Source organism: Streptococcus sp. SS4 (genome assembly GCF_030440125.1).
Lineage (GTDB): Bacteria > Bacillota > Bacilli > Lactobacillales > Streptococcaceae > Streptococcus.
Genome location: NZ_JAQFJM010000001.1, coordinates 77,875 through 103,437, shown reverse-complemented (window position 1 = coordinate 103,437; position 25,563 = coordinate 77,875). Strand labels below are relative to the sequence as shown.

General features: G+C 40.1%; 26 protein-coding genes, 1 pseudogene and 1 other annotated feature. Of the genes and pseudogenes, 3 read left to right on the top strand and 24 right to left on the bottom strand.

What is annotated here, in order from left to right:
- Positions 1-177: 177 nt before the first annotated feature.
- The 10 genes from PCY16_RS00490 to PCY16_RS00445 form a co-directional block, all read right to left on the bottom strand.
- The gene (locus tag PCY16_RS00490; protein WP_070439148.1) at positions 178-1,323 is read right to left on the bottom strand and encodes an amidohydrolase; all 1,146 of its coding nucleotides are present in this window, start codon (positions 1,321-1,323) and stop codon (positions 178-180) included.
- 248 nt (positions 1,324-1,571) lie between these two features.
- Complete coding sequence (locus PCY16_RS00485) at positions 1,572-2,291, bottom strand: 16S rRNA pseudouridine(516) synthase (protein WP_195413720.1); 720 nt, start codon at positions 2,289-2,291, stop codon at positions 1,572-1,574.
- Between the two features lie 82 nt (positions 2,292-2,373).
- Positions 2,374-3,057, bottom strand: a complete 684-nt coding sequence (locus tag PCY16_RS00480) for a VIT family protein (protein ID WP_107372711.1) — start codon at positions 3,055-3,057, stop codon at positions 2,374-2,376.
- A gap of 91 nt (positions 3,058-3,148) precedes the next feature.
- Positions 3,149-3,919 carry a nucleoside phosphorylase gene (locus PCY16_RS00475; RefSeq protein ID WP_107372710.1) on the bottom strand — a complete coding sequence of 257 codons (771 nt, stop codon included), beginning with the start codon at positions 3,917-3,919 and terminating at the stop codon, positions 3,149-3,151.
- A 78-nt stretch (positions 3,920-3,997) separates the two neighbouring features.
- The gene (locus PCY16_RS00470; RefSeq protein WP_107372708.1) at positions 3,998-4,492 is read right to left on the bottom strand and encodes a DUF6773 family protein; all 495 of its coding nucleotides are present in this window, start codon (positions 4,490-4,492) and stop codon (positions 3,998-4,000) included.
- Positions 4,493-4,505: 13 nt separating this feature from the next.
- Positions 4,506-4,703 (bottom strand): helix-turn-helix transcriptional regulator, encoded by a 198-nt coding sequence (locus PCY16_RS00465; RefSeq protein WP_004182985.1) that lies wholly within the window; start codon positions 4,701-4,703, stop codon positions 4,506-4,508.
- Between the two features lie 178 nt (positions 4,704-4,881).
- On the bottom strand, positions 4,882-5,865 hold the full coding sequence (locus PCY16_RS00460) for a rhodanese-related sulfurtransferase (protein ID WP_195413719.1): 984 nt from the start codon (positions 5,863-5,865) through the stop codon (positions 4,882-4,884).
- Positions 5,866-6,054: 189 nt separating this feature from the next.
- On the bottom strand, positions 6,055-6,777 hold the full coding sequence (locus PCY16_RS00455; RefSeq protein ID WP_002952657.1) for an ABC transporter permease: 723 nt from the start codon (positions 6,775-6,777) through the stop codon (positions 6,055-6,057).
- 1 nt (position 6,778) lies between these two features.
- On the bottom strand, positions 6,779-7,690 hold the full coding sequence (locus PCY16_RS00450) for an ABC transporter ATP-binding protein (RefSeq protein WP_002950066.1): 912 nt from the start codon (positions 7,688-7,690) through the stop codon (positions 6,779-6,781).
- The gene (locus PCY16_RS00445; protein ID WP_301353204.1) at positions 7,687-8,820 is read right to left on the bottom strand and encodes a ThiF family adenylyltransferase; all 1,134 of its coding nucleotides are present in this window, start codon (positions 8,818-8,820) and stop codon (positions 7,687-7,689) included. The genes PCY16_RS00450 and PCY16_RS00445 overlap by 4 nt, the downstream gene beginning before the upstream one ends.
- Positions 8,821-9,152: 332 nt before the next feature.
- On the opposite strand from PCY16_RS00445, the gene PCY16_RS00440 reads away from it, so the two are divergent.
- Entirely contained in the window at positions 9,153-9,863 is a 711-nt protein-coding gene (locus PCY16_RS00440) for a LytTR family DNA-binding domain-containing protein (protein ID WP_195413718.1), read from the top strand.
- The gene (locus PCY16_RS00435; protein ID WP_195413717.1) at positions 9,863-11,158 is read left to right on the top strand and encodes a GHKL domain-containing protein; all 1,296 of its coding nucleotides are present in this window, start codon (positions 9,863-9,865) and stop codon (positions 11,156-11,158) included. The genes PCY16_RS00440 and PCY16_RS00435 overlap by 1 nt, the downstream gene beginning before the upstream one ends.
- Positions 11,159-11,323: 165 nt before the next feature.
- Here the strand turns inward: PCY16_RS00435 and PCY16_RS00430 are convergent, their stop codons facing one another.
- Positions 11,324-12,025 (bottom strand): glucosamine-6-phosphate deaminase, encoded by a 702-nt coding sequence (locus PCY16_RS00430; protein WP_195413716.1) that lies wholly within the window; start codon positions 12,023-12,025, stop codon positions 11,324-11,326.
- A gap of 151 nt (positions 12,026-12,176) precedes the next feature.
- On the opposite strand from PCY16_RS00430, the gene queA reads away from it, so the two are divergent.
- On the top strand, positions 12,177-13,220 hold the full coding sequence (gene queA, locus PCY16_RS00425) for a tRNA preQ1(34) S-adenosylmethionine ribosyltransferase-isomerase QueA (protein WP_045769002.1): 1,044 nt from the start codon (positions 12,177-12,179) through the stop codon (positions 13,218-13,220).
- Between the two features lie 96 nt (positions 13,221-13,316).
- Here queA and PCY16_RS00420 read toward each other — a convergent pair whose 3' ends face one another.
- From PCY16_RS00420 to PCY16_RS00360, 13 genes and pseudogenes are all read right to left on the bottom strand, one after another.
- On the bottom strand, positions 13,317-15,104 hold the full coding sequence (locus PCY16_RS00420) for an ABC transporter ATP-binding protein (RefSeq protein WP_195413715.1): 1,788 nt from the start codon (positions 15,102-15,104) through the stop codon (positions 13,317-13,319).
- Positions 15,105-15,116: 12 nt separating this feature from the next.
- Entirely contained in the window at positions 15,117-16,853 is a 1,737-nt protein-coding gene (locus PCY16_RS00415; RefSeq protein WP_021144542.1) for an ABC transporter ATP-binding protein, read from the bottom strand.
- A gap of 137 nt (positions 16,854-16,990) precedes the next feature.
- Positions 16,991-17,131, bottom strand: coding sequence for a LysR family transcriptional regulator (locus PCY16_RS00410; protein WP_301353203.1), 141 nt, complete (start codon positions 17,129-17,131; stop codon positions 16,991-16,993).
- 83 nt (positions 17,132-17,214) lie between these two features.
- Entirely contained in the window at positions 17,215-18,768 is a 1,554-nt protein-coding gene (locus tag PCY16_RS00405; RefSeq protein ID WP_195413714.1) for a BCCT family transporter, read from the bottom strand.
- 226 nt (positions 18,769-18,994) lie between these two features.
- Positions 18,995-19,576: a type IV toxin-antitoxin system AbiEi family antitoxin domain-containing protein gene (locus PCY16_RS00400; protein ID WP_195413713.1), complete on the bottom strand. Its 582-nt coding sequence runs from the start codon at positions 19,574-19,576 to the stop codon at positions 18,995-18,997.
- Between the two features lie 57 nt (positions 19,577-19,633).
- A pseudogene (locus PCY16_RS00395) lies at positions 19,634-19,843 on the bottom strand (CHAP domain-containing protein); the annotation flags it as partial.
- A 362-nt stretch (positions 19,844-20,205) separates the two neighbouring features.
- Entirely contained in the window at positions 20,206-20,574 is a 369-nt protein-coding gene (gene rplL / locus PCY16_RS00390; RefSeq protein ID WP_004183006.1) for a 50S ribosomal protein L7/L12, read from the bottom strand.
- Between the two features lie 74 nt (positions 20,575-20,648).
- On the bottom strand, positions 20,649-21,152 hold the full coding sequence (gene rplJ / locus PCY16_RS00385; RefSeq protein ID WP_003095623.1) for a 50S ribosomal protein L10: 504 nt from the start codon (positions 21,150-21,152) through the stop codon (positions 20,649-20,651).
- 31 nt (positions 21,153-21,183) lie between these two features.
- Positions 21,184-21,319 (bottom strand) — a sequence feature (ribosomal protein L10 leader region).
- A gap of 123 nt (positions 21,320-21,442) precedes the next feature.
- Positions 21,443-22,651 carry an ABC transporter permease gene (locus PCY16_RS00380; protein WP_183139467.1) on the bottom strand — a complete coding sequence of 403 codons (1,209 nt, stop codon included), beginning with the start codon at positions 22,649-22,651 and terminating at the stop codon, positions 21,443-21,445.
- Between the two features lie 9 nt (positions 22,652-22,660).
- Positions 22,661-23,365 (bottom strand): ABC transporter ATP-binding protein, encoded by a 705-nt coding sequence (locus PCY16_RS00375; RefSeq protein ID WP_183139466.1) that lies wholly within the window; start codon positions 23,363-23,365, stop codon positions 22,661-22,663.
- Positions 23,358-24,413, bottom strand: coding sequence for an efflux RND transporter periplasmic adaptor subunit (locus PCY16_RS00370; protein WP_301353202.1), 1,056 nt, complete (start codon positions 24,411-24,413; stop codon positions 23,358-23,360). The genes PCY16_RS00375 and PCY16_RS00370 overlap by 8 nt, the downstream gene beginning before the upstream one ends.
- Complete coding sequence (locus PCY16_RS00365; RefSeq protein WP_301353201.1) at positions 24,376-24,615, bottom strand: hypothetical protein; 240 nt, start codon at positions 24,613-24,615, stop codon at positions 24,376-24,378. Before PCY16_RS00365 ends, PCY16_RS00370 begins: the two co-directional genes overlap by 38 nt.
- A 63-nt stretch (positions 24,616-24,678) precedes the next feature.
- Complete coding sequence (locus PCY16_RS00360; protein WP_195413711.1) at positions 24,679-25,434, bottom strand: class I SAM-dependent methyltransferase; 756 nt, start codon at positions 25,432-25,434, stop codon at positions 24,679-24,681.
- Between the last annotated feature and the right edge of the window lie 129 nt (positions 25,435-25,563).

The following is a 25,563-nucleotide window of genomic DNA, read 5'->3' as shown; positions in this document are numbered from 1 at the left end:
GTCCTTAAGCTTTATTTAAAACTCTTAACAAAATAATCAAAGAGTCCTTGGTCTTTTAAGAGCTTATGTCCCAAGAGAAACTCAGGATGCCACTGAACACCTATAAATGGGGCGTCAGTGAAGCTCTCAACTCTCTAACAGGGTTTTCATTACTGGTAATACCGATTAAGGGAATGGTCATTTGCCTTTCTCCTTAAAATAATCAAGTAGGAAAAGGGCGTTTTCCACATAGTAATTCACAGCTACTGGCAAGGCCTCATCTTTCACAAGGAAATCATCATGGTGCCAGTCTGGTGCATTTTCTTCACCATTTGAGCCAACAAAGGCAAAGACTCCTGGTATTTCCTTTTGATAGGCCGCAAAGTCTTCGCCCCCTGTTGATGGCAGCGTTTCAATCACTTCTGCGAAGGCTTTAGAATTTTCAAAGATGAGTGGTGTGAGTGACTGGTCATTGTAGGTCACGTAAGGTGAATTACCCCAAGTAATGTCAACTTGAGCACCAAACTGATCCGCTGTCGTTTGAACAACTTTTTCAAAGCGGGCAATGACATCTTCACGAACCTTAGGCTCAAAGGTACGAATTGTTCCTTCAAAAAAGCCTGCTGCTGGAAGAACATTCCAGGTATTTCCAACTTCGATATGAGTAACTGACAATACTGCTGATTCAAAGGGCGATACCGTACGAGCAACAATCTGTTGTAAATTGTTGATGATTGTCGTAGTGACCAAGACCGTATCCACACCCAAATCAGGACGGGCAGCATGGGACGAAACACCCTTAACATCAACCCTAAACTGCTCCACACCTGCCATGATAGCTCCCGAACGAAGACCAATCTGACCAGGTTTCAAGTGAGGATTATTGTGATAACCGATGATAGCTGACACACCGTCAAGACCACCCGCTTCAATGACCTGATAGGCCCCTTGGAAATTTTCCTCGGCCGGTTGGAAAATCAAGCGAACAGTCCCCTTAAGCTCGGCTTCTCTTTCTTTTAAAAGCTGAGCAGCTCCGAGAAGAGAGGTCTGGTGAAAATCATGACCACAAGCATGCATGGCCCCATTGTCGCTAGCATAAGGAAGTCCTGTCTTTTCCTTAATTGGTAGGGCATCAATATCAGCACGCAAAGCAATAATCGGATGACCTGACCCAATCTCAGCGATGAGTCCCGTCTTCAAGGGATAATTTAAAGGCTCAATACCTAGATTTTTCAAATAACCTTTCAAAAAGACTGTCGTCTCATGCTCCTCCTCAGAAACCTCTGGATGTTGGTGAATCTGATGACGTGTCTTTGCTAAATGATTATAAAATGCTTCTGTCATAACGAACCTCCCTCTCTGATTAGACTTGCTCATTGCTCCTGACTTACTTCAGCTCTCAATCGAATTGATACCATCATACCACCAGAAACAAGGCTTGAGAAATTAAAAAAACTTATGGAATGTCATAAGTTTTACTTATACCCCTAGAAAAGACCGCCGTTATGAGCCTTACAGTATTAAGTCTCATGATAGAGGGAACCTATCATGAGATTGAAAATTCCTATCGCACTTTAAGTCACATAGGGCTGCTAGCCAAGATAAGTACGTAAGATTGCTTTTTCCGCTTCCGTTAATGCTCGGTAGGATCCTACTGCTAACCCTTCATCAAGCTTAAACTCTCCAAAAGAAATACGCTTAAGATAGGTCACCTTGACGCCATAAGCCAAAAACATCTTTTTCACTTGATGAAACTTGCCTTCAGAAATCGTAATTCGAGCACAGCTCTTGTCACTCGCAGAACTTAAAACTTCCAGCTGAGCTGATTGACAAATAGTACCATCCTCAAAGACAACACCAGACTCAAAAAATGCAGGTGCATCAGGCCCCAGAATATCATTAACCTCAACGTAATAAGTCTTAGCCACATGATAGCGTGGGTGAAGCATGGCAAAGCCCAAGGGACCATTGTTAGTAATCAGCACCAATCCTTCCGTATCTCTATCCAATCGCCCAACAGGATAAAGCCCCTCTCGCTGATCTTCAGGCTTAATCAAATCAATGACTGTTTGGTGTTCCTTGTCCTTTCGAGCTGACACCACCCCTGACGGCTTATTCATAAGGTAGTAGACTTCTGGGGCATGCTCCAGTTCCTTACCAGAAACCGTGATGGTTTGAAGACTAGCATCCACATTAAGATTATCTTGTTCAGCCAAGATGCCATCCACGTATACCTGACGGCTACGAATAAGCTTCTTGACTTGATTGCGAGAACCATAACCCGCCTGTCCTAATAATTTATCTAAACGCATAACCCTATTGTACCACGGATAAGCTTAGTCTAGCAGACTAAAAAAGCCCACCTAACATGGTAGACCTATCCATTATTAACACTTACACATTCACATGGAAGATATGCCCAACCAAGAAGGTCACAAGCATGGTCAAGAGTCCTACTGTCAAATTACGCAACATAGCTTGTTTAATAGGTGCTTTTCCGAGCTTGGCACTAATATAGCCAGTCAAGAGCAAAGTCAGTGCAACCACGACCACTGTTACAGGAATACGGTAAGGCTCTGGGAAAAGCATGATAGCTAGTGCTGGTGGCAAGGAACCAACCGAAAAAGCAAAGAAACTAGATACGGCAGCATGCCATGGATTGGTAATTTCATCCAAGTCCACTCCATATTTTTCCTCAACCAAGACCTTAATAGGATTTTTACTGAAGGCTTGATTGACCTTGACTTCGGCTGCTGTTTCGCAATCCCCCTGACTGAGGAAGGTTCGGTACAAACTCTCTCTAGCTGCTTCAGGTGAGCGATCCAGGAGAGCTTGTTCCTTAGCGATGGCAGCTTCTTCGGTATCTTTTTGCGTTGAGACACTGACATATTCGCCACCTGCCATCGAAAAGGCACCGGCAAAAATGGCTGACAAGGCAGAAATCAAAATAAACCAGATGTTTGATGTCGCACTAGCCACACCGATAACCACTCCCGCAATGGAAATGATTCCATCATTGGCACCTAAAACACCAGCTCTCAAAATATTTAAACGCTCTGCAAAATTCTTATCTTCCAATTTATTCACTCCTTATTTAGAATCATTCTAAAAAATATTATAGCAGTTATTTAGAATAATTACAAATAAGAAGGTTGAAAAGTAGGATTTTTTAAGGTTTACTCCAGTCACACGCAAACTCCAAAGCTAATAAAGCTACCTTGTCCTTTTCATCCAAATCTGCATGATTCATCAAGTTACGGGCATCCCAATTACCTTCAGAAAGGTGGTCTGCAGCATAGAAGAAATGACAGATTTCAACACCTCTAAACTTTGCTAAAGCTGCAACTGCAGAACACTCCATATCCACACAAATGGCTCCTGCTGCCTTTCGAGCTTTGAGTTTACCATTCGTCTCACGGTAAATGCCATCAGTTGTCCAAACTTTGCCTTCCTTATGAGAAATCTGACGTTCATTGAGATAGGAACGAAAACGGTCTAAAACACCCACATTTACCGCAATCTCATCGCTGGCTTCCACATAGTGAAAACTCGTCCCTTCATCTCTAAGGGCATGACTAGGAATAATAATAGAAGTCTCTTTAATATCTTCATCAAGAACACCACAAGTCCCAAAGAGTACAAGTTTATCAGCTCCCAAGGCAAAAATATCCTCTAAAATAGCCACACAGGCAGAGGCGCCTACAGGTGCATTAAAAAGAGCCAACTCCTGCTCAGCAATAACAAGCTTATAAATCGGAATAGCCACATTCGCCATGGACGTCTCATAGATAAGTTCATGGGGAAACATCTCAAGCATTCGTTGAAAGGTCGAACGAGAAAAACAGGACACAGCTATTTTAGGAAACCCCTCAAGAGGCTCATTCAAGTCCTCGGGATTGATAATCGCTTGTCTATTCGCATCAAATTCAGTTAGTAGCATACGTGACCTCCTTAATTTTAGGACCCATTATAACATAAAAAAATCAGACCAAACAGAACAGTCTGATTCTATCACTATTTATTCTTCATTCTCCAAATCGTCCAGCTGTTTTTCGAGACGTCTTCTCTCATATCTTCCCAATGCAACGATAGACCAATTCATAAAGAAAACAACGGGAGCATATATGATATAAGTAATTGGCCAAACCATGAGATATCTAGGATCCAAGGGATTATTATGATAGACATCATGGTTGTACCGATAGTTAGCTGACATTATCATAAGGGTGATAAGCCCAGTCACTAGTAAACAACCTAGGACTGTCATACCAGAACCCCCAAAAGTGTTAACACTAAGTCGTTCAGATCTATAAATAGACCAAATCCATGCTATCAACATTGGAAAGGCCAAGTAATTAGAGGTGATGGCACCCCTATTAAAGAAGGAGCTATAGACCAAGCATACAAGCGTCCCTGCAATCATTATGTAATAACATTCAGCAGCAACCTTATTATTTAGAGCTTTCTCGCGTTCATCTGTAACCTTATTATTAACCAGTTTGAATTTCATCATCTTTACTTCCTTCCTAATTCTCCCAAAACAGTTGATCCAAGGTCCTGTCCAGTGTCTTGCAAATGGCAATGCATAAGGCTAGGCTGGGATTGTACTTTCCAGCTTCAATCAAACCTATGGTTTGTCTTGTTGCACCTACAGCTTCTGCCAAGTCACCCTGGGTCATATCATGCTCTGCTCGAGCTGCTTTTAAACGTAAATTCTTTGCCACATGCCCCCTCCTTTACATCATATCTGATATTATCGTCGAAATTGATTAGGTTCACCAGCTATTTTCATCTTAATTATACACTATATATTTCTAATTGCAATATATATATGTCATTATTTTAGAAATAAATTGCAAAATAAAAAGCCAAGATTTCTCTCAGCTTCTTCTCTATTTAAACTTAGGCTGGTGTTACATCCAAACTCTCACCAATAGCCGCAAGGCGTTCGACAACTTCTTCTTTGCTCAAACCATTTTCAGAGATATAACGGTTTCGTGGGTGAACACGACATTCGTGTGAGCAGCCACGGAGGTATTTGTCTTCATTTTCCTCTGAAGCAAGGATACGACGGTTACAGAATGGGTTACCACAGTTGACATAGCGTTCGCAAGGCGTGCCATCGAACCAGTCCTTACCGACAACGATAGGGTCTACATGGTTGATATCAACAGCAATACGCTCGTCAAAGACATACATCTTACCATCCCAAAGCTCCCCTTGAACCTCTGGATCTTTTCCGTAAGTTGCGATACCACCGTGCAATTGGCCAACATCTTTGTAGCCTTCACGGACCATCCAACCTGAGAATTTCTCACAGCGGACACCACCAGTACAGTAAACAACCACGCGCTTGTCCATGAACTCTTCCTTATGGTCGCGAACCCATTGTGGCAATTCACGGAAGTTGCGAATGTCTGGACGAATGGCTCCACGGAAGTGACCAAGGTCATACTCATAGTCGTTACGTGTATCGAGGACAACAGTGTCCTCATCTAAAAGAGCATCTTTAAACTCTTTTGGTGACAAGTAAGCACCTGTAGTTTCAAGTGGATTAATGTCGCTGTCAAAGTTGTCATCCTCTAAACCAAGGTGAACGATTTCCTTCTTGTAGCGAACAAACATCTTCTTAAAGGCTTGCTCTTCTTCCTCATCAATCTTGAACCAGAGGTCCTCCATCCCTGGAAGGCTGTGAACGTAGTCCATGTATTTTTGAGTGGTTTCATAGTCACCAGAAACCGTTCCATTGATTCCTTCGTCAGCGACCAAGATACGTCCTTTGAGGCCGATTGATTTACAGAAAGCCAAGTGATCAGCCGCAAATTGCTCAGCATTTTCGATGGGAAGGTATTTATAATAAAGCAATACTCGAATAGGTTTTGCCATTGTATGTCCTCTTTCTTTATGAAATATCTATATCTGTTGTTTGATAGTCAAAGTCAACTTAACTATTATAGCGCTATCAAAGAGGGCTAGGCAATTGATTTGTTTGGAAGCACATTTTCACAAAAGAAAAAGGCTGAGTGTCAAATGCCTCAACCTGAGTTTCGTAAGATTGTTTTTCAAAAGATAGTATTACAACTCTTTCTGTAGTGTCCCTAAGATAAGCAGTTGTGTCAGAAAAATCCAGAAAATAAGAACTCCTATATCTACAAGCGAAACAGTTCCATGTCTATAAAAGCTAGCTCTAAGAAGATTCGCAGAAGGGACAAATGGAAGTAGAAAATAAAGTTGATCTAACCAATCTGGAAGACGACCTGCCGGATACATGATTGGTGAAAACATAAGACCAATCATTAAAATAAGCTGAGACATTAGCGTGACAATATTTTGGGAAAATATATAAGCAATTGAAAATCCTAGACTAATCATTGTTAGGCAAATAAGTAACATCACAAAAACAGACAAAATTGACAAATTTAATTGGACAGAAAAGCGAAGACAGCCTAATAAAAAAGTGAAGAATACACCTGGTAAAATAGCAATTAACCATATACATAGGTCAGCTAAAGAAATTAGAATTCTAGGAATAGGTAAAGCTCGAATATAGTCCACATGACCTTCTGACTTGGCATTGGCTATAACAGGAGATGAAATCGTACAGCCAATAGAAATAACTCCCATTAAAACTGATCCAGAGGCAAGATAGTAAGCAGTTGTTGTGTCCATCTTACCAATTACCAACGGATACCCAAAAAGAAGTGAAACGGACAAAAGCACTTGAGCTAGTGTGAATAGAATGAATAGATTTTTTTGTCGAAGATAGTTCCAACGAAGTAAGTAAAAAAATTGAGTCATATCAGTTAACAAGCTCCTCTTTATAAAGATCGGAAATAGATAATGTTTTCATCTTAACTGAAAGGTTTGAAATAAGCCCTTTTTCTATACCTTCCTTAACTTGAATGAGTATTCGGGTTAATTCACTTTCTTCAATTTCCATCTGACAAACACAACCATTGACCATCGTAAAATGTTCGAATAGACTTAAAAATTCTTTACTAACAAAATTGAAAGAAATTTGATAATGATTTTTATAAGACATTTGGTGTACTGGACCAGATTTTAATAATTTACCATGGTTAAAAAGAGCAAAATTATCCGCATATTTTTCAACTTCTAGTAGATTGTGGGTAACAATGATAATAGTGTGTCCTTTATAAGCCAGTTTTTGTAATAATCGCCACTGTTTTTCACGACGTACAGGATCAACATCGTTGGTTGGTTCGTCAAGAAGCATGATATCAGCAGAGCCAATTAATGCCATGGCAAAAGATGTAAGCCGTTTTAAGCCTCCTGAAAGATTCTTCCCTTTTTTATCACGGTATTCTACTATTTCCAGATCTGCTAGAAGGTGCTCAATTTCTTTTTGGAGTTCTGAGGTACTTAACCCTCTCATTCTTCCAATCATCTCTAAATTTTGCTCAACAGTTAACTTTTCAAGAGGTGCATACTGTTGTGACATATAACTCATCATTGTTCGAGCTTGTTTACGGTTATGTATAAAAGAAATATCTCCGTAGTGAACATCTCCCTGATCAGGCTTAATAAAACCAATCATTTGCTTTAAAAGAGTTGATTTACCAGCACCATTATGTCCTATAAGAGCTGTGATTTTTGCAGCTTCTAGCTCTAAGAAGATATGGTTATTAGCAAAATGTTGTTTATCAAATGATTTTGTTAAATTTTCAATGGTGAGCGTTTCAAAAGTCATAATTTTATTTCTCCGTATTGAGAAAAGATTTCCCAATTTTCCTCCTTACCGTTACCACATGTAGGACACTCATCAGGATAATGTCCCCAAGGTTTGTGTGTGAACGACGCTCCGTTTTCATAATTAATCTCGTATTGGCGATTAAGACTCATTGGTTCTGCATATTTAGTTATTAATCGAACAGCCTCATCAACAATAGCAGATGTCAATTGAAACATAGCCGGACCATAAGCAATTGTAGGAATTTTCTTAGTAACAGTACGAATACCCCGAAATTGTTCCAAGAATAGACTATCAATTTTCGTGTAATGAATGTTTAAACAATCAAAACATCCTGTTTGATGGGGTACTACAGAATAAACACGTCCGCGACTAACTTGACTTGCACCAAAAACACACGGAATATTTTTTGTAACTACAGCTTTATTTACAATACGCTGAATATCATATTGTGGTTCATCAATAACACAAATAACAATGTCAACATTGTCTAATAATGGCAACAAGTCATTTACACATGTTATACGTAAATTATGAGTTTCAACTTCGATATCAGAATTCATTTTTGACACTTCTTGATGGGCAATCTGTGTTTTAAGAGCCCCTACGTCTTCCTCCTTATATAAAAATTGCCTACCTAGATTACTTTTTTCAATGATATCAAAGTCCACAATTTTTATTTTTTTAGGTCCCAGACCAGATAGCAAAGTTAGTATATTGGACCCTCCTCCGCCAAGTCCTAATAAAAGAACTGTCGTTTCATTAAGTCTCTTTTGAATATCTATACTATCTTTAAAACTATTTAAATAGCGACTAAAATAGTAGATATTTGAATGATATCTTTCCTTAATACAATTTATTGTAGCACCTTCTTCAATAACCCCCTCCTTATCCAATAGTTCAATAGCACCTATTATATCTTGTTCCGTCAAATCTGGATACTTAGTTAACATAGTATCTACAACGTCATTAATAGTCCTTCCATCTAAAATATTAACTAAACTCCACATTTTATCGTCCTCATCACTGATTTCAGTAGTTATACCAATTTGGGAGCCTACCCTAAACAAATTATCGTGAAGTTTATAAATAGGATATATTTCTTTTATTCTTGGACAATGGAATTTCATTTTTTCCTCACTATTTTTCAAAAAGAAAGACGAGGTGATTCTATAATTTCCCCTCGCCTTATTGTAGTAATTCTATCAAAAATTTTCCGTGATAGAATCGAAGGTAACATTTGCTTATATGTTTATTTAACATTTTTAAGCAATTAAATAATACCCCAGCTAATTTCGGTTTGAGCTACGGCCTTACGTACTTGAATGTTTTTCATTTGGAATTCTCCTTTCATCTTTAATAAGAATATTGTATACTAAACTTACATTTTTCTTACAATTATGTCATAATTGACCATTTTAACGTTATAATTAACATACAAAAATGAGTGAGGAGGTTTTCAATGTTAAAAGTTGCTATTTGTGATGACTCGGATAGAGATGCTAGCCAATTAGAACATTATTTACTTTCTTATGATAAATTTCCTCTAGAAACAAAACTTTATACAGATCCACAAAAACTGTTAAATCAACTAACACCAGATACCCACTGTGTCTTTTTGGATATCAATATGCCAGGAATCAATGGAATTGACGTAGCACAGAAGATTAGAAAATTTAATCCTTTCATTCCTATTATTTTTGTGACAAGTTATCGTGATTATATGGAACAAGTCTTCGAAGTTCAGACTTTTGACTATATCGTTAAACCGATAGAACCTCAAAAGTTAACGAAAGTATTGGATCGTATTTTGCGTTTTTTGGATATAGGCCAAGCACTTTTTACCTTCTCATTTGGTAAACACAATTATTCTATCCCTTCGGGCGATATTGTATTTTTTGAGAAAGATAAACGTTCAGTATTTATATACACAAAGACAGGTACCTACAAGTCTCTACTAAAAACAAAAGAGATTTTGGAAAAACTCCCTAATTATTTTATTCAAATTCATACTTCCTATATTTTAAACCCCAAATACATCAAAGACTTTGATTCAAAAACAGTTACTATTTTACTAAATGGGACTGAAGAACACCTACTCCCAATTAGTAGAAAGTTTCAGTTTTCTTTTAAAGAAAAGTATTACAGCTATCTAAGTGAAAGGCATTTTTAATGTTAGTAGGATTACGAATAATCAGTATCTTGTACGATTTATTTCTAGCAAGTATGTTATTTTATAGACCATTGTCTAAAATCAATATGAAAAAGAAGCCTTTAGTAGCCCTTTTTTTCATATTGATTTTTCATGGGGAACTCGTGTTCCTATTCTCTGAAAGTCGTATTTTTTTGGTCAGTAATCTCCTTCTAAACATTTTAGAATACTATCTAATCGGCCTCAATTTTGATTATCCTATTCGCCAGTCTTCCTTTTGGATTCTTTTACAAACTAGTCTAAGCTTGTTAGCAGGGGCTGTCCTAAACCAAGGAATCCAACTAATTTTACCTTTAGGGGAACTATCAAAAAATTTAGAAGCTATTAGTTTGTATCTCGGAATAAGTTTCTTCTTATCTACAGGAATAACTCTTATTTTACGAAAGCTTCTCCTATCCCATCAAAGGCTTCATATTGCTACTTCTAAGGGAAACTGGCTTTATCAGTTTATCGTGCCTCTTTTATCTATTTTCTTTGCTTTTACAATATCTGCCATTCAAGGAGGGGTATTTGGAGCAGATTACCTGTCAATCATTTCTCTCTCATCTCTCATTGTATTAACTCTCTCCTCTCTTTATTTTAATCTGTACCTTGCTCGTCAACAGCAGCAATATTACCAAAACCAATTGGAAAAAGAACAGTTACAGTTCCAAGTTCGAGAAATACAACAATCTCAAGAAGAATATCAACGTCTCCAAAGCCTTCGGCATGACTTAAAAAATAAACATTTAACTCTTTTATCGCTTTTAGAGAAAAATCCTGAAGAGGCAAAAGATTATCTTTATTCATTAACAGATAGTATAGTAGGTGAACAAACATTCTACTCTAAAAATCAAACTATTAATTTTTTACTTAATCAAAAACTACATCATTTAAAAGATGAGATAGAAATGGAAATTGATTGCTTTGTACCACAAGAATTATCTATTCAGCCAGATATTTTAGCTGTTATATTAGGAAACTGTCTAGACAATAGTATTGCAGCTTGTCTCAGACTACCAAATAAAGAAAGAAGCTTATCACTTAATATCCGATACTTTCAACAAAATCTTTTTATCAATATTAGAAATAACTTTGATGAGAAAGAAAAATCTACTCGTAAATCCCGTCAAAAAGATGGCTGGGGGTTGCGAAATATTGATGCTCTTGTTCAAGAATATCAAGGTAATATCAAACACTTTATAAAAGATGGACAATATCAAATAGAGATTTTATTACCAATAAAAAGAGGGACTATTCCGACTAAAGAATTTTAGGTAATTGATGAAAAATGAGTAATCATTAGGTAACGTAAATATTTGAAGTCAAAATCTATATTATGTTTATTCATTAATAAACAGGTTGAGTAGCACTAGCTCAACCTGTTTTTTTCTATAACTTTCTGATTACCTAACTCGCATCTGCTCGACTCATTTTTTCTCCTACAATTTCGCAGCAGCAGCCTCATCTAAGATAAGAGTCACGTCTGGATGATGTTGCAAGACACTAGCTGGCACTTCCTCTGTTACTGGACCCTTGACCATCTTGAAAATGGCATCTGACTTCTTGTCACCATAGGCAAACAAAATGATCTTCTTGGCAGCCATAATGGAAGCAATCCCCATTGAAATAGCCTTTGTAGGAACTTGGTCTCGACTGGCAAAGAAACGGCTATTGGCTTCAATCGTGCTGTCCGTCAAGTCAACCACATGGGTTTGACTATCAAAAGACGTACCTGGCTCATTAAAACCAATGTGCCCATTACTTCCGATACCTAAGATTTGCAGGTCAATGGCATGTTGGGACAAGATGTCATCGTAGTCCTTGGCCGCCTGTTCTAAATCTTCAGCCATGCCATCTGGTAGGAAGCTCTCTTTAAATGGCTTGGCATCAAAAAGTTGAGCCTTCATAAAGGCATGATAGCTCTGCTCATGGTCTGGTGCTAGTCCGACGTATTCATCCAAATTAACGCTGTAAAGTTCCGAAAAATCCACGTCACTCTCAACCATCTCTTGGTAAAGGGCGATAGGTGAACTACCTGTCGCCAATCCCAATGTCTGAGCACCCGCTGCAAGGCTCTCTTTAAGAAGATCAAAGGCAACTTGGCCTCCCTCAACTTGATTCTTAACTAAAATCTTTTTCATTCTATTCACCTCGATATTGGTATATACCATTTTTATTTATTATCTCTTTTTTTAACCTTTTTGTCAAGCGCTTTCACTCGATAAGTTTAATGACGGTCGCCCTATATCGTGCTATAATAAAAAGGCTGAACATTTTTAAACGAGGAAAGAAATGAATACAAACGATTTTGATTTTGAATTACCAGAGGAACTGATTGCCCAAACCCCATTGGAACAACGTGACGCCTCTAAACTCTTGGTCATTGATCCTGTAACCAAGGAAATGACTGATACCCACTTCGACCACATCATTGACCAGCTTAACCCTGGCGATGCCTTGGTCATGAACAATACGCGCGTGCTTCCTGCCCGCCTCTATGGTGAAAAGCCTGATACCCACGGCCATGTGGAATTTCTCCTTTTGAAAAATACCCAAGGGGATCAATGGGAAGTTTTAGCCAAACCAGCCAAACGCCTTAAAGTAGGTGCTAAAGTCAGTTTTGGTGATGGACGCTTGACCGCCACTGTTACTGAGGAACTAGATCACGGTGGACGAATCGTAGAATTTAGCTACGACGGTATCTTCCTTGAAGTTTTGGAAAGCTTGGGCGAGATGCCATTGCCACCTTATATCCATGAAAAATTGGAAGACCGTGACCGTTACCAAACAGTCTATGCTAAGGAAAATGGCTCTGCCGCTGCTCCAACAGCTGGCCTCCATTTCACTCCTGAGTTACTTCAAAAGATTGAAGCTAAAGGCGTAAAATTGGTCTACCTCACCCTTCACGTTGGACTGGGAACCTTCCGACCTGTTTCTGTCGATAATGTCGACGAACATGAGATGCACTCAGAATTTTACACCCTCAGCCAAGATGCTGCCGATACACTCAATAGTGTCAAAGCCGCTGGAGGGCGCATCATTGCTGTAGGAACAACCTCTATCCGAACTCTGGAAACCATCGGCAATAAATACGATGGTCAACTCCAAGCCGACTCAGGCTGGACCAATATCTTTATCAAACCAGGCTACCAATTCACAGTCGTGGATGCCTTCTCAACCAACTTCCACCTTCCAAAATCTACCTTGGTGATGTTGGTTTCAGCCTTTGCTGGCCGTGAATTCGTCCTTGATGCCTATAAACACGCTGTCCAAGAGCGCTACCGCTTCTTCAGTTTCGGAGATGCCATGTTCGTCACACGACGTGCTGAGAAATAATATTGATTTGGAGACTTGCCTCTATAGGAGAAGTCTCTTTTATTGTTCTCCACATTCAGAAAAAATCCACCAGCTATGAACTGATGGATTTTTTATTTATTTCTCTGCAAACTGGCTATTATACAAGTCGTAATAGAAGCCTTTATCTGCAAGGAGGGATTCATGATTTCCTTGTTCGATGATTTGACCATCTTTAAGGACCAAAATCTTGTCTGCCTCTTGAATAGTTGACAGGCGGTGGGCAATGACAAAGCTTGTTCGACCTTGCATAAGGGTCTTCATAGCTTTTTGAATCAAGAGTTCCAGACGGGTATCAACCGATGAGGTCGCCTCGTCCAAAATCAAGATTTTAGGATCAGCCAAAAGCGCACGCGCAATGGTCAAAAGTTGCTTTTGTCCTAGTGAGATGTTACTTGATTCCTGGTTCATTTCCATGTTGTAACCACCAGGTAGTGTACGGATAAAGTGGTCCACATTGGCTGCCTTAGCGGCTTCAACAATTTCTTCGTCAGTCGCATCAAGATTACCAAAGCGAAGATTTTCCTTGATAGTTCCTTCAAAGAGCCAAGCATCCTGAAGCACCATACCAAACTGTTTACGATAATCCTGACGTGACAGGTTACGGATATCGTGACCATCAACTGAAATAGAACCAGCAGTCACATCATAGAAACGCATGAGAAGATTGATAATCGTTGATTTTCCGGCACCGGTAGGACCGACAATGGCCACCATTTCGCCAGGATTAACCTCAAGATTAAAGTCACGAATCAAAGGTTTATCAGCCACATACTGGAAGTCCACATGCTTAAAGCTAACTTGGCCAGTCAAATCTCCGGCAAGCACTTCAGTAGCATCATTAGCCTCGTCTGGTTCATCCATCAGTTGGAAAATACGGTCCAAAGAAGATTTAGCACTCTGCAATTGTCCAGCCAACTGAGTCAAGTTCTGAATAGGTTGGTTAATCTGCCAAACGTACTGAACAAAGGCCTGCATATTACCAATCGTCAAGCGACCAGCCAAGACTTGCAAACCACCTAGAACAGCAACAATGAGATAGGTCAAGTCAGATAAACCGTTAAGAACCGGCATCATAAGTCCTGAAATGAAATTAGCCTTAAAGCCTACCTTCTGAAGGTCTTCCGTGATTTCTTTAAAATCATCCAAGGATTTATCCTCACGGCCAAATAGCTTAAGCACATTGAAGCCAGTCAGATTTTCCTGAACAAAACCATTAAGAGTACCTAGAGCATCAGCCTGTTGTTTAAAGTAGGGCTGAGACTTACTCATGATAAAGCGGGCACCAAAGAATGTAATCGGAATAGTGATGACAACTATAGCTCCCAATTGAAGATTAAGGTAAAGCACTGTTCCAATAACCAAGGCTAGAGTAAAGACGGCATTAACAACCTGCAAGAATGACTGTTGCAAGGCATTAGATACTGTCTCGACGTCACTGGTAAAGCGGCCCAAGAGGTCCCCGAACTGGTGCTTATCAAAGTATGACACTGAGGTACGATTGATTTTCTCGGTCATCTCATTTCGCATATCTTGAACCGTTGCTTGCACGGCATTGGTCATGAAATAGTTGGAATAGTAGGCAGCCAACTCATAAATAAGACCACGCAAGAGATAAACAACCAAAACCAAACCAACATAGGAGACGTTGATATGAGCGCCTTCGACACCCTTCATGATGGCCAGCGTATTTTTAGTTAACTCGGTAATAGCTAAACCAATGACCACTGGCTCAAGGACACTCATGATAACACTAACAATTTTCAGGAAAATAGCTAGGTAAAGTGGGAAACGATAAGCCTGCAAGTAGGACCAAAGGCGGCCAAAACTTGAGGAATGACTTATTTTCATTTTATTTTTCTTCATTTTGACCTCCTTCTAGTCTTCCGTAAGACTCTTTTGATTCAATTGTGAATTAGCAATTTCTCGGTAAATCTCATTGCTTTCCATAAGCTCTTCGTGACGGCCACGACCCACGATTTCACCCTTATCAAGAACGATAATCTGGTCTGCATCCATGATAGTCCCCACACGTTGAGCCACAATCAAGACTGTCGCATCCTGGGTCACTTCTTTCAGACGACGGCGCAAGGTCGCATCAGTCTTGTAGTCCAAGGCAGAGAAGGAATCATCAAAGATGTAAAGATCAGGACGTTTAACCACAGCACGTGCAATTGACAAACGCTGCTTCTGTCCCCCAGAAAGGTTGCTACCACCCTCAGCCAAGTGAGAATCGTAGCGTTCTTCCTTACTGTCAATAAATTCCTTAGCTTGAGCGACATCCGTAGCTTGATTCAATTCTTCATGACTGGCATTTTCCTTACCATAACGGATATTTTCACCGATGGTTCCTGTAAAGAGCAGGGCTTTTTGTGGAATAAAGCCAATCTTACGACGAAGAGCCTTAAGATTATAGTCACGAACATCCACACCATCAACAAGAATGCGTCCAAGTGTTACATCATAAAAGCGTGGAATCAACTGTACAAGTGATGATTTTCCTGAACCCGTAGACCCAATAAAGGCAATGGTTTCACCAGGTTTTGCCTTGAAAGAAATGTTGTGTAGGACTGGACTTTCCGTTTCACCAGGATAGGCAAAGGTCACATTGTCAAATTCCAAATATCCCTTAGTCTCGGTTTCTGTCACGCCATCTTCATTTGGATTGATAGAAATCGGCATGTCCATAATTTCCTGCAGACGTTCACTAGACACCGCCGTACGAGGATACATGGTAAAGAGATTGGCTAGGAAAAGGAAAGACAATAGTGCATGGAAGCTGTACTCAATAAAGGCAACCAAGTCACCGATTGCTAAAGTCCCAGAACCTAATGGCTCAAGAGCAAACCAAACAATTGCCACAATCATGGCTATGATGATTTGCACAAAAAGTGGCTCGGTCAAACCAGTCAATTTAAAAAGTTTGTTTGAATTATCCGCATAGACAGCATTTTCAGAAGCGAACTTCTTCTCTTGAAAATCTTCTCTAGCGAAAGCTCTGATGACACGAAGTCCAGTCAGATTTTCACGAGCATACTGGTTAATCTTGTCGAGAGTTGCCTGTTGCTTTTCAGAAAGCGGACGCGTTTTTACCGCCACATACCAGACTACTACGGCTAGGAAAGGCAAGGAGATGGCCACAATCCAAGCCAAAGATGGACTTGTCGTCAAAATCAAAAAGACACTGGAAACCATCATCAAAGGAGTGATAACCCCTAGCTTAAGAACCTGATCCGCAAACTGCATAAGCACAAAAGCATCTGATGTAATACGAGTCACCAAAGAGGATACCCCAATCTGCTCATACTCGTGGTGGGAATACTCCTGAAGCTTAGCATAAATGTCATTACGCATGACTTGCACCATAGTAGTGGTCAACTTACCAACCGCATAGGACAGAAGTATACGACCAACAATCCCAGTCAAAACTACACCAAACATGACCCAAGCATAAGCGTAAAGCTTATCAACATCACCACGGTTTATTCCCTCATCAATCATTCTGGCAAGAACCGTCGGCAAACCCAAGTTAGCAATAACAAATAAAATGGCCGCCGTGAAATTCATTGCTAGCCACTTAGGATAACGTCTGAGATAAGACCAAATATAAGCCATAAATTTCTCCTTTTCTTTTTAGCATTTACCATGCCTTTAAGATTTTTATAGTTATTTACAACCACTAAAGCCGTAAAAGACACAGAAAAAGGGCGTGACAAGCACGCACATTACCTACATTCTAACAAATGAAAATATTAAAAGCAATAGAAAAAACCAGAGCTGATGCCCTGGTTTTCTTTATTAAGCGACTTGATATGTTCACGGATAAAAAGAGGTTCACCAAGTTCCTGCTCCAAATCTTTTAACTGACGACTGAGTGTCGGCTGAGTAATCATCAGCTTCTCAGCTGCCTTGGAGATACTCCCCTCCTCAGCAATAGTATAAAATAACGAAGCACTCTTAACTCCATGCCATCCTCCTAATTTTCCCCATAAGATTTAAACGGTTGATTCTTCTCAGGATATCGGTCTGGTGTAATGGCGAGTCCCATTTGCTCTTTTTCGTGATATAACTCTTTCATAAGCGACCACATCATCAACACTAGTACTATGGAAAATGGAAAAGCGACAATAATGAGCGTGTTTTGTAAAGCTGTCAATCCACCAGAAAACATGAGTGCAATAGCAATCAAGGCCAGCATGACACCCCAAATCACCTTTTTACGATTACTTGGATTTAGATTGCCATCTTCAGACAACATGGCCAAAACATAGGTGGCAGAATCCGCCGAGGTCACAAAGAAGGTTAAAACTAAAGTAATCGCCAGGACTGAAAGGACACTTCCCAGAGGATATTCATTAAAAGAGGCAAAAAGAATTTCTTCTGTGGCAAAACGTATCAAATCAACCCCCGAATCTTGTAGTGAAGTAGATAAGGTACCAAAAGCAGAAAACCAGATAAAACTAAGGACTGTTGGTGCCAAAAGCACTACTGTCAAAAATTCGCGAATAGTCCGACCTTTTGAGATACGGGCAATAAAGACGCCCACAAAAGGTGACCAGGAAATCCACCATGCCCAGTAAAAAATGGTCCATTGGTTAATCCAAGCCCGCTTGGTCTCATCAAAAGCCGCCGCCCGAAAACTCATACGGAAGAAGTTTTGAAAATAAAGGCCGATAGAGTCTGTCATGGTGTCAAATATCTTAACCGTTGGCCCCAAAACTATGACTCCAGCAAGCAAGACAACAGCTAAAATCAAGTTTGTATTAGATAGGATTTTAACACCCTTTCCTAAACCTGATAAGGCAGAAATAAGAAAAAGAATTGTCGCAATGATGATAATGATGACTTGCACAAGACTATTATTAGGAATACCAAAGACATAGGAGAGACCACCATTGATTTGTGAGGCACCAAAGCCGAGCGTTGTCGCTACCCCAATCACTGTCGCAATAATGGTGATGGTATCGATAATGGTTGCTATTGGTCCGTCCGCATATTTTCCAAAAAGAGGCTTAAAGACGACTGAGAGCTGATATTTCTCCCGTTTACGAAAGCCAAAATAAGCCAAAGACAATCCCACCAGGGCATAGACCGCCCAAGCATGAAATCCCCAGTGAAAAAAAGTAAAACGAAAAGCATCTGCGAGAGCATCCGCACTGCCTATTTCTGCATTGGGCGTCGAGATAGCAAAGTGACTCAAAGGCTCTGCTGCCCCATAAAAGACCAGACCAATCCCCATTCCAGCAGAAAACATCATGGCAATCCATGACGTCGTCGAATGCTCTGGCCGACTCGTGGGATTACCCAAGCGAATCTGCCCTATCGGACTTACAATTAAAAAGACACAAAAAATTAAAATCCCCGTAACCAATAACAAGTAAAACCAGCCAACACTAGTTGTTAAGAGATTTTTTAAGTAAGAACTAATATTTTGAAACTGCTGGGGAACAAAGAGCCCTAACAAGACTAAAATAAATATGATGACGAGTGAAAGCTGAAAAACTTTTGTTATTTTAGAATGCTTCACCATTTTACCTCCTTATGTGTTCTTAGTTATAAAAAGTTTTTGAGAAAACTTAAAATTCTATATGGTTTCATTGTAACACAATTGTTTAATTTATACATATACAACCGAATACATCCAACATATTCGCACCGTATTCTTCAAATATTTGACTAATCTTTTGAGAAAGAGATCCCTTTTTCTTTTGCAATATTCTTGATTTTAGCTTTGAAACTATTAGCATTTGAAAATTTCACGACAAGACCTCCACATATGATTGTAGTTTTTCGGTTACTTTAAATAGTTGTGCATAGTGATACAACTTGGCATAATCAACAGCTCCTTTTTTAAAGTAAGCTTGAAAATCTGGAGCAATAACTTGAATATCGACATGATAAGCTGTTCTCAAACACTCCACTAATGTTCGTTCCATATCATATACTGAGATAAACTGTCCAGCCTGTCGCTCCAGTCTAATAATACCGATTTCATGATACTTTCTAGCGACAATTGGCTTGACACCAGCTTCTTTCATTGGCCTCGTATTTGTCCCGAAAGGAAAAGTCATCACAGGCTCAAATGGAATGGTAAGGGACAGACCATGTAACCAAAGTGCTATTTCTAAGGATGGAAAACGGTACTGTAAACTAAAATAGTCATCGATATAGGTATCTGGCAGATGATAGATACCTCTTTCAATTGATTCCACTTTCCCTTTGGAGACTAATTGATTCAGTTGTTGATAAGAAAAGTTAAGCTCTTCCATATCACGAAAAGTTATTACTCCATGATTATTTTTAATATAATTATAAACGGGTTTCTCTAACAAATCCATATCACCACCTCCAAAACAATATGCTAACAAATCAAGTCATTGTTAGCATATCCTTTTTTATTTCGTCGTATACGCAAAACTCAAGTTACTATCCACTCCAGATAATTTACGGAAGGTATAGTTTGGATTGCCATTGTAATTGGTTTCGGAGATAAGGAATGAGCCATTTGGGTAGAGTTTTTCGACGAAAGCCACCTGTCCGTATTCTGCTGGTGTACCATGTCCTCCTCCCGCAAAGGAAATAATAGCTCCTGCTTGTGGACTTGTCGTCAAAATCAAGAAGACACTGGAAACCATCATCAATCATTCTGGCAAGAACCGTCGGCAAACCCAAGTTAGCAATAACAAATAAAATGGCCGCCGTAAAATTCATTGCTAGCCACTTAGGATAACGTCTGAGATAAGACCAAATATAAGCCATAAATTTCTCCTTTTCTTTTTAGCATTTACCATGCCTTTAAGATTTTTATAGTTATTTACAACCACTAAAGCCGTAAAAGACACAGAAAAAGGGCGTGACAAGCACGCACATTACCTACATTCTAACAAATGAAAATATTAAAAGTAATAGAAAAAACCAGAGCTTCTGCCCTGGTTTTCTTTTTTAAGCGACTTGAGTCGTTACCTTATTATTTAAGAGTAACTGAAGCTCCAGCTTCTTCAAGTTTAGCTTTGATTTCTTCAGCTTCAGCTGCAGCAACACCTTCTTTAATAACTGATGGTGCACCGTCAACGATAGCTTTAGCTTCTTTAAGACCTTCGCCTGTGATTTCACGTACAACTTTGATAACGCCAACTTTTTTGTCGCCTGCAGATGTCAATTCAACGTCGAATGAATCTTTAGCAGCACCAGCGTCAGCAGCACCAGCTGCAGCAGCAGCTACAGGAGCAGCAGCAGTTACGCCAAACTCTTCTTCGATAGCTTTTACAAGGTCGTTCAATTCAAGGATTGAAGCTTCTTTAATTTCAGCAATAATGTTTTCAATGTTCAATGCCATTGTGATTTCCTCCAAATGTGTTTTTTAATATAGTGTTTTAAACGTAGCTTAGGCTACGAGTTGTGAAGATGGGCTTATGCAGCACCGTCTTCTTTGCTTTCTGCAACCGCTTTGACAGCGTATGCAACGTTGCGCACTGGCGCTTGAAGTACAGAAAGGAGCATAGAAAGCATACCTTCTTTGTTTGGAAGTGATGCAAGAGCGTTGATTTCTTCGACTGAAGTGAACGCGCCGTCAACAACACCACCTTTGATTTCAAGAGCTTCTGCGTCTTTAGCAAATTCGCTAATAACTTTTGCTGGTGCGATAACATCTTCGTTTGAGAATGCTACTGCAGATGGACCAACAAAAAGTTCTTTAAGGTCTTCAAGACCTGCTTCTTCAGCTGCACGGCTCAAGATAGAGTTTTTGATAACTTTAAATTCAACGCCTGATTCACGAAGATTACGACGAAGAACTGTATCTTGGTCAACTGTAAGTCCACGAGAGTCAACAACAACGATAGATGCTGCTGCTTTCATTTTCTCAGCGACGATAGCAACCTGTTCAGCTTTTTTAGCAATAATAGCTTCACTCATTAGTAGTTTTACCTCCGTTTTTATTTTTGGGCTAGGCACAAAAAAATCGTACCTAAACCTAGACACGAAAGTACAATACGTTACAAAAAATAGTTACGTTTTGTGCCTCGGTTGGATGTTTATGAGTCTTGCTCCCCAACTGTCTTAGGTCAGTTTTTTCAAACCTTATTTATAATATCATGACCTAAATCAGACGTCAAGAAAAAAATACAATTTTTTTTATTTTTTTCTCTATCTTTTTTTGAAGACCATAAAACCTCTCAAAATCTAAAGATTTCAAGAGGTTATTTCTAATCATACCTAAGGGCTTCGATAGGATCGAGTTTCGAAGCCTTATTCGCTGGTAGGAGGCCAAAGATGATTCCTACGCCTGCTGAAAAGGCTATGCTTCCCATGGCTACGCCAAGAGAGACCGTCGCTTTAAGGTCCATGGCATTCCCAATTGGTCCAACGACTAGGGCTGCAAAGCCTAGCCCAATCAAACCTCCCAGAATGGTCAGAACCATCGACTCAATCAAAAACTGGGTCAAGATTTTACGACGTGTAGCACCTAAAGCCTTACGAAGACCAATCTCTCGTGTCCGCTCAGTTACCGAAACCAACATGATGTTCATAACACCAATTCCGCCAACTAATAATGAAATCCCAGCAATAGCTCCGACAACGGTGGTAATGGTTCCAAAGATCGTGTTCACCTGATCTAAGGCCGAACTCATATCTGCTGCCTTATATTCTCCGTTGTCATCTTGGGCCAACTGGGTCAAGCGTTTAGCAGCATCCTTAGCAACGCTACTACTATTTTTTACATCGGTCACATGGAAAAAAATCTGGCCAATAGCATCAGTGTTATTTTCAGCTGCTAACTGGGTATTGGCCACAAGAGCTGTTCCAATTTCACCATAGGCACCGATTGCTGTGTCTTTATTCTTATAAACACCAATCACACGATAATCATTGTTCCCAATAGTAACCACTTGGTTAAGGGCATCCCCATTCGTCTCAAAGAGTTTTTTAGCCACCATCTGATCAATGACAATAACTCGTGAAAAGTTTTTATAATCATTGTCTTGCAAGGAACGTCCTGTCAACATTTCTAACTTTTTAGCTTTAAAGTAGCCCTGACTGGCACCTGTGATATTAACATTCTTCACGGTCTTTTTTTGGAGTGAGATAGAGGAAGTTAGGCTGTTAGTCACAAAATAACTATCAATACCAGGCGTCTGCCTAGCCACTTGCTCCAACCAAACTTCTTTAACCGGTTTGGTAGGTTGTGCCAAATCTGCATAGGCAGGATCAAGCTCCTCACCCTTGGCTTCATAGTAGACTTGAACTGTATCCTTGTCACCAGTCACACTATCAGTAACACTCTGACGCATTCCATTTCCTAGCCCCATGATAAGTACTACCGCAGCAACACCAATGATAATTCCCAACATGGTCAGGAAGGACCTCATCTTGTGTGAACGGATAGAACTAAGAGCAAATTTCCAATTTTCCATTCTTACCTCCTAGTCAATCCGAACGCTATCAGTCGTGTCCTGGGTAATTTCCCCATCGCGGATGACAATCTTACGTCGGGCATAGTCCGCAATCTCTGGCTCATGAGTAACCATGATGATAGTCTTTCCTTCACGGTTCAGCTGGGTTAAGAGCTCCATAATCTGCATCCCTGTCTTGGTATCAAGAGCACCCGTAGGTTCATCCGCTAAAATGATTGCCGGATCGTTAGACAGTGCACGCGCAATGGCAACCCTCTGCTTCTGTCCACCAGACAGCTCCGATGGTAGGTGATGGCTACGGTCTGACAAGCCAACTTTTTCCAAGAATTGTTGTGCCCTTTGCTTACGTTCATGTGGAGATTTCCCTGCATAAATCAAAGGAAGCTCTACGTTCTTTTGGGCACTTAACTTTGGCAAGAGAAAAAACTGTTGAAAGATAAAGCCAATCTGGTCATTTCTTACCTTGGCCAAACGATTTTCAGAGAGATCAGCCACATCCTCGCCCTCGAGTTGATAGGAACCTGTAGTCGGTTGATCAAGAAGACCGATAATATTCATAAGGGTTGATTTCCCTGATCCAGAAGGGCCCATGATTGCCACGAAGTCCCCTTCTTCTACCGATAAGTCAATACCCTTGAGGACCTGAAGGGACTCTTGACCATTTTTGAAAGACTTGGTGATCCCCTTTAAAACCATAAGAGTTGGCTTAGTCACTAGACCTCACCTCTTCTCCACTAGTGTCTTTTGATTTTTTACTATCGGCATACGTCACATCCTTTAGGGTCTCGCCATCCTTAAAGGATTTATCTGCCTTGGTGATAACTTTTTGACCTTCTTTAAGTCCTGAAGCAATTTCCTGTTGCTTGGCATCCGCATTGCCAAGTTTAACCTTGACTTGCTTGATTTTCTGAGTTTCATCATCGTAAACCCAGACATAGTTGTCAGAGCCTTTCTTGGTCACAGCAGTTACAGGAACCAACAAGGCATCATCATCTTTTGTCACTTCAAGTGATACATTAAAACCTTGCTTCAGTTTTCCGATTGGACTGGTCAATTGAACCTTGTATTCATACTGAGAACCTGACTGACCTGAGTTGCCAGATGTCCCCGTTGACTGGTTGGCATTTTGCTTAGGATAATTGGAAACATAGCTGACCTTCCCTGTCCAAGTTTGGTCTGGGTATACTTTGGAAGTAATCTTAACCTTTTGCCCCACTGAAATATTTGGAATGTCATATTCTGTTAAGGTCCCTTGAATCTCAAATTGGCCTTCACTTGTCACATGAACTAGGGTTTGGCTCTCTTTTGAAGCAGGGTCCACAGAGTCCGCAACTTCTACGACTGTTCCATTAGCATCTGAAACAATGACTGTTTGGTTGAGAACATCTTGTGCCTTTTCTAGCTCTGATGCTGCATTGGCAATGGCATCATTATAATCTTGCAAGGTTTGGTAATTACTTGCCTCGGTTTGCTGACGCTGTTGAGGACTAACGGTAGTTGTCGAATCATCTTCATCCGAATCACTACTTGTTTGTGCTGAAGCCGCAGGAGCCGTCCCATACTGTTGGAAATAATTACGGTCACGAACTGCCTTATTGTAGGCACGACTAGCCGTATCATATGCTGCTTGGGCTGAGGTGCTATCGTATTGGACCAGTTGCTGACCGACGCTAACTTCCTCACCAACAGAGACTGTCACAGTGGCATTGCGTCCAATGGTATTGTCAAAATAAACATACTGTTCCGACTGAGCCTTCACCATGCCAGTCAGAAGGGTCGACGAGGCCAGCTGCCCCTCCCTTAGTTACCTTACTTGCTGTAGGGGACTCAGAAGCCTTATCATTCTTGCCACCACCTGCAAAAAGGTTAAAGCCTAGGACCAAAAGGACAAGGAAGCCAATTCCTCCAATGATCCAAACTCTTTTTTTATTTTTAAATAACTTTGGACTGATTTTCTTTCGCATATGTCTCTCTTTTCTTTTTGTATCACATAAATAAAACAATTGTAATACGTTTAACTTTCAGTGTCAATGGTTTTCGCTTACATCCATGACACCATAATGCAGCTTTTGATTGGGGCGAACCTGGCGTTCAAAACCAAGTTCTTCAAAAACGGTATCTCGAAAATGTGCCTTGATAATAATTTTTTCCCGTGCAACACGTTTAGCTTCTTTTAGCCATTCTTCTGTCAGACGGCTACCATTGGCAAGAGGTTTGATAGCTTGTAGATTTTCTGATTCCTTGATAGTCTCTGAAAACATAGGATCGGCATAGATGATATCAAAGGAATTGTCAGCTTGAGCCTTCAAAAAAGACAAGCTATCGCTCTTAATAGCTTTAATAGAACGCATGGCCTTTTCAAGCTGCTTATCATCTGTCTGATAAGAGGCAAGACCACGAGAAACCACCTGAAAAATCACATCTTGACTCTCAAGGGCAGTCACTTGATTTCCCGCTGCAACCATCACTAGGCTATCAGAAGCCAGACCCATAGTCGTGTCAAGAATAGTCTTGGGAGACTTACCTAAAAGACTGACTAAAGCGTCATGGGGAGCCTTAATCCTGAGAGCAGCCGTATCTGGATGGAAGGTCAACTCACTAGCATCCGAATTGATAAAAGACAGTCTGTCTTTATATAGGAGATAGAAAGGTCCAAAGCGCTCTAAACATTTTGCCAAGGACAACTTGCGACGAGGCTGGTAGTCAGCTCCTAACTCGTGAGCTAGTTCTTGGGCACGCGCAATCAAGGTCTCGTTTTCCCGTAAAGATGTCGTAATAATCATGTTTCTAGTATAGCAGAATCTAAGGAAACAAAACCATCGTCTTAGCTTTCATTTTTAACTTGTTAGCTTACATTTGTGTAAGAAAAAGCCCCAGCAAGGCTGAGATTCAGAACATAATTAAACTATTTT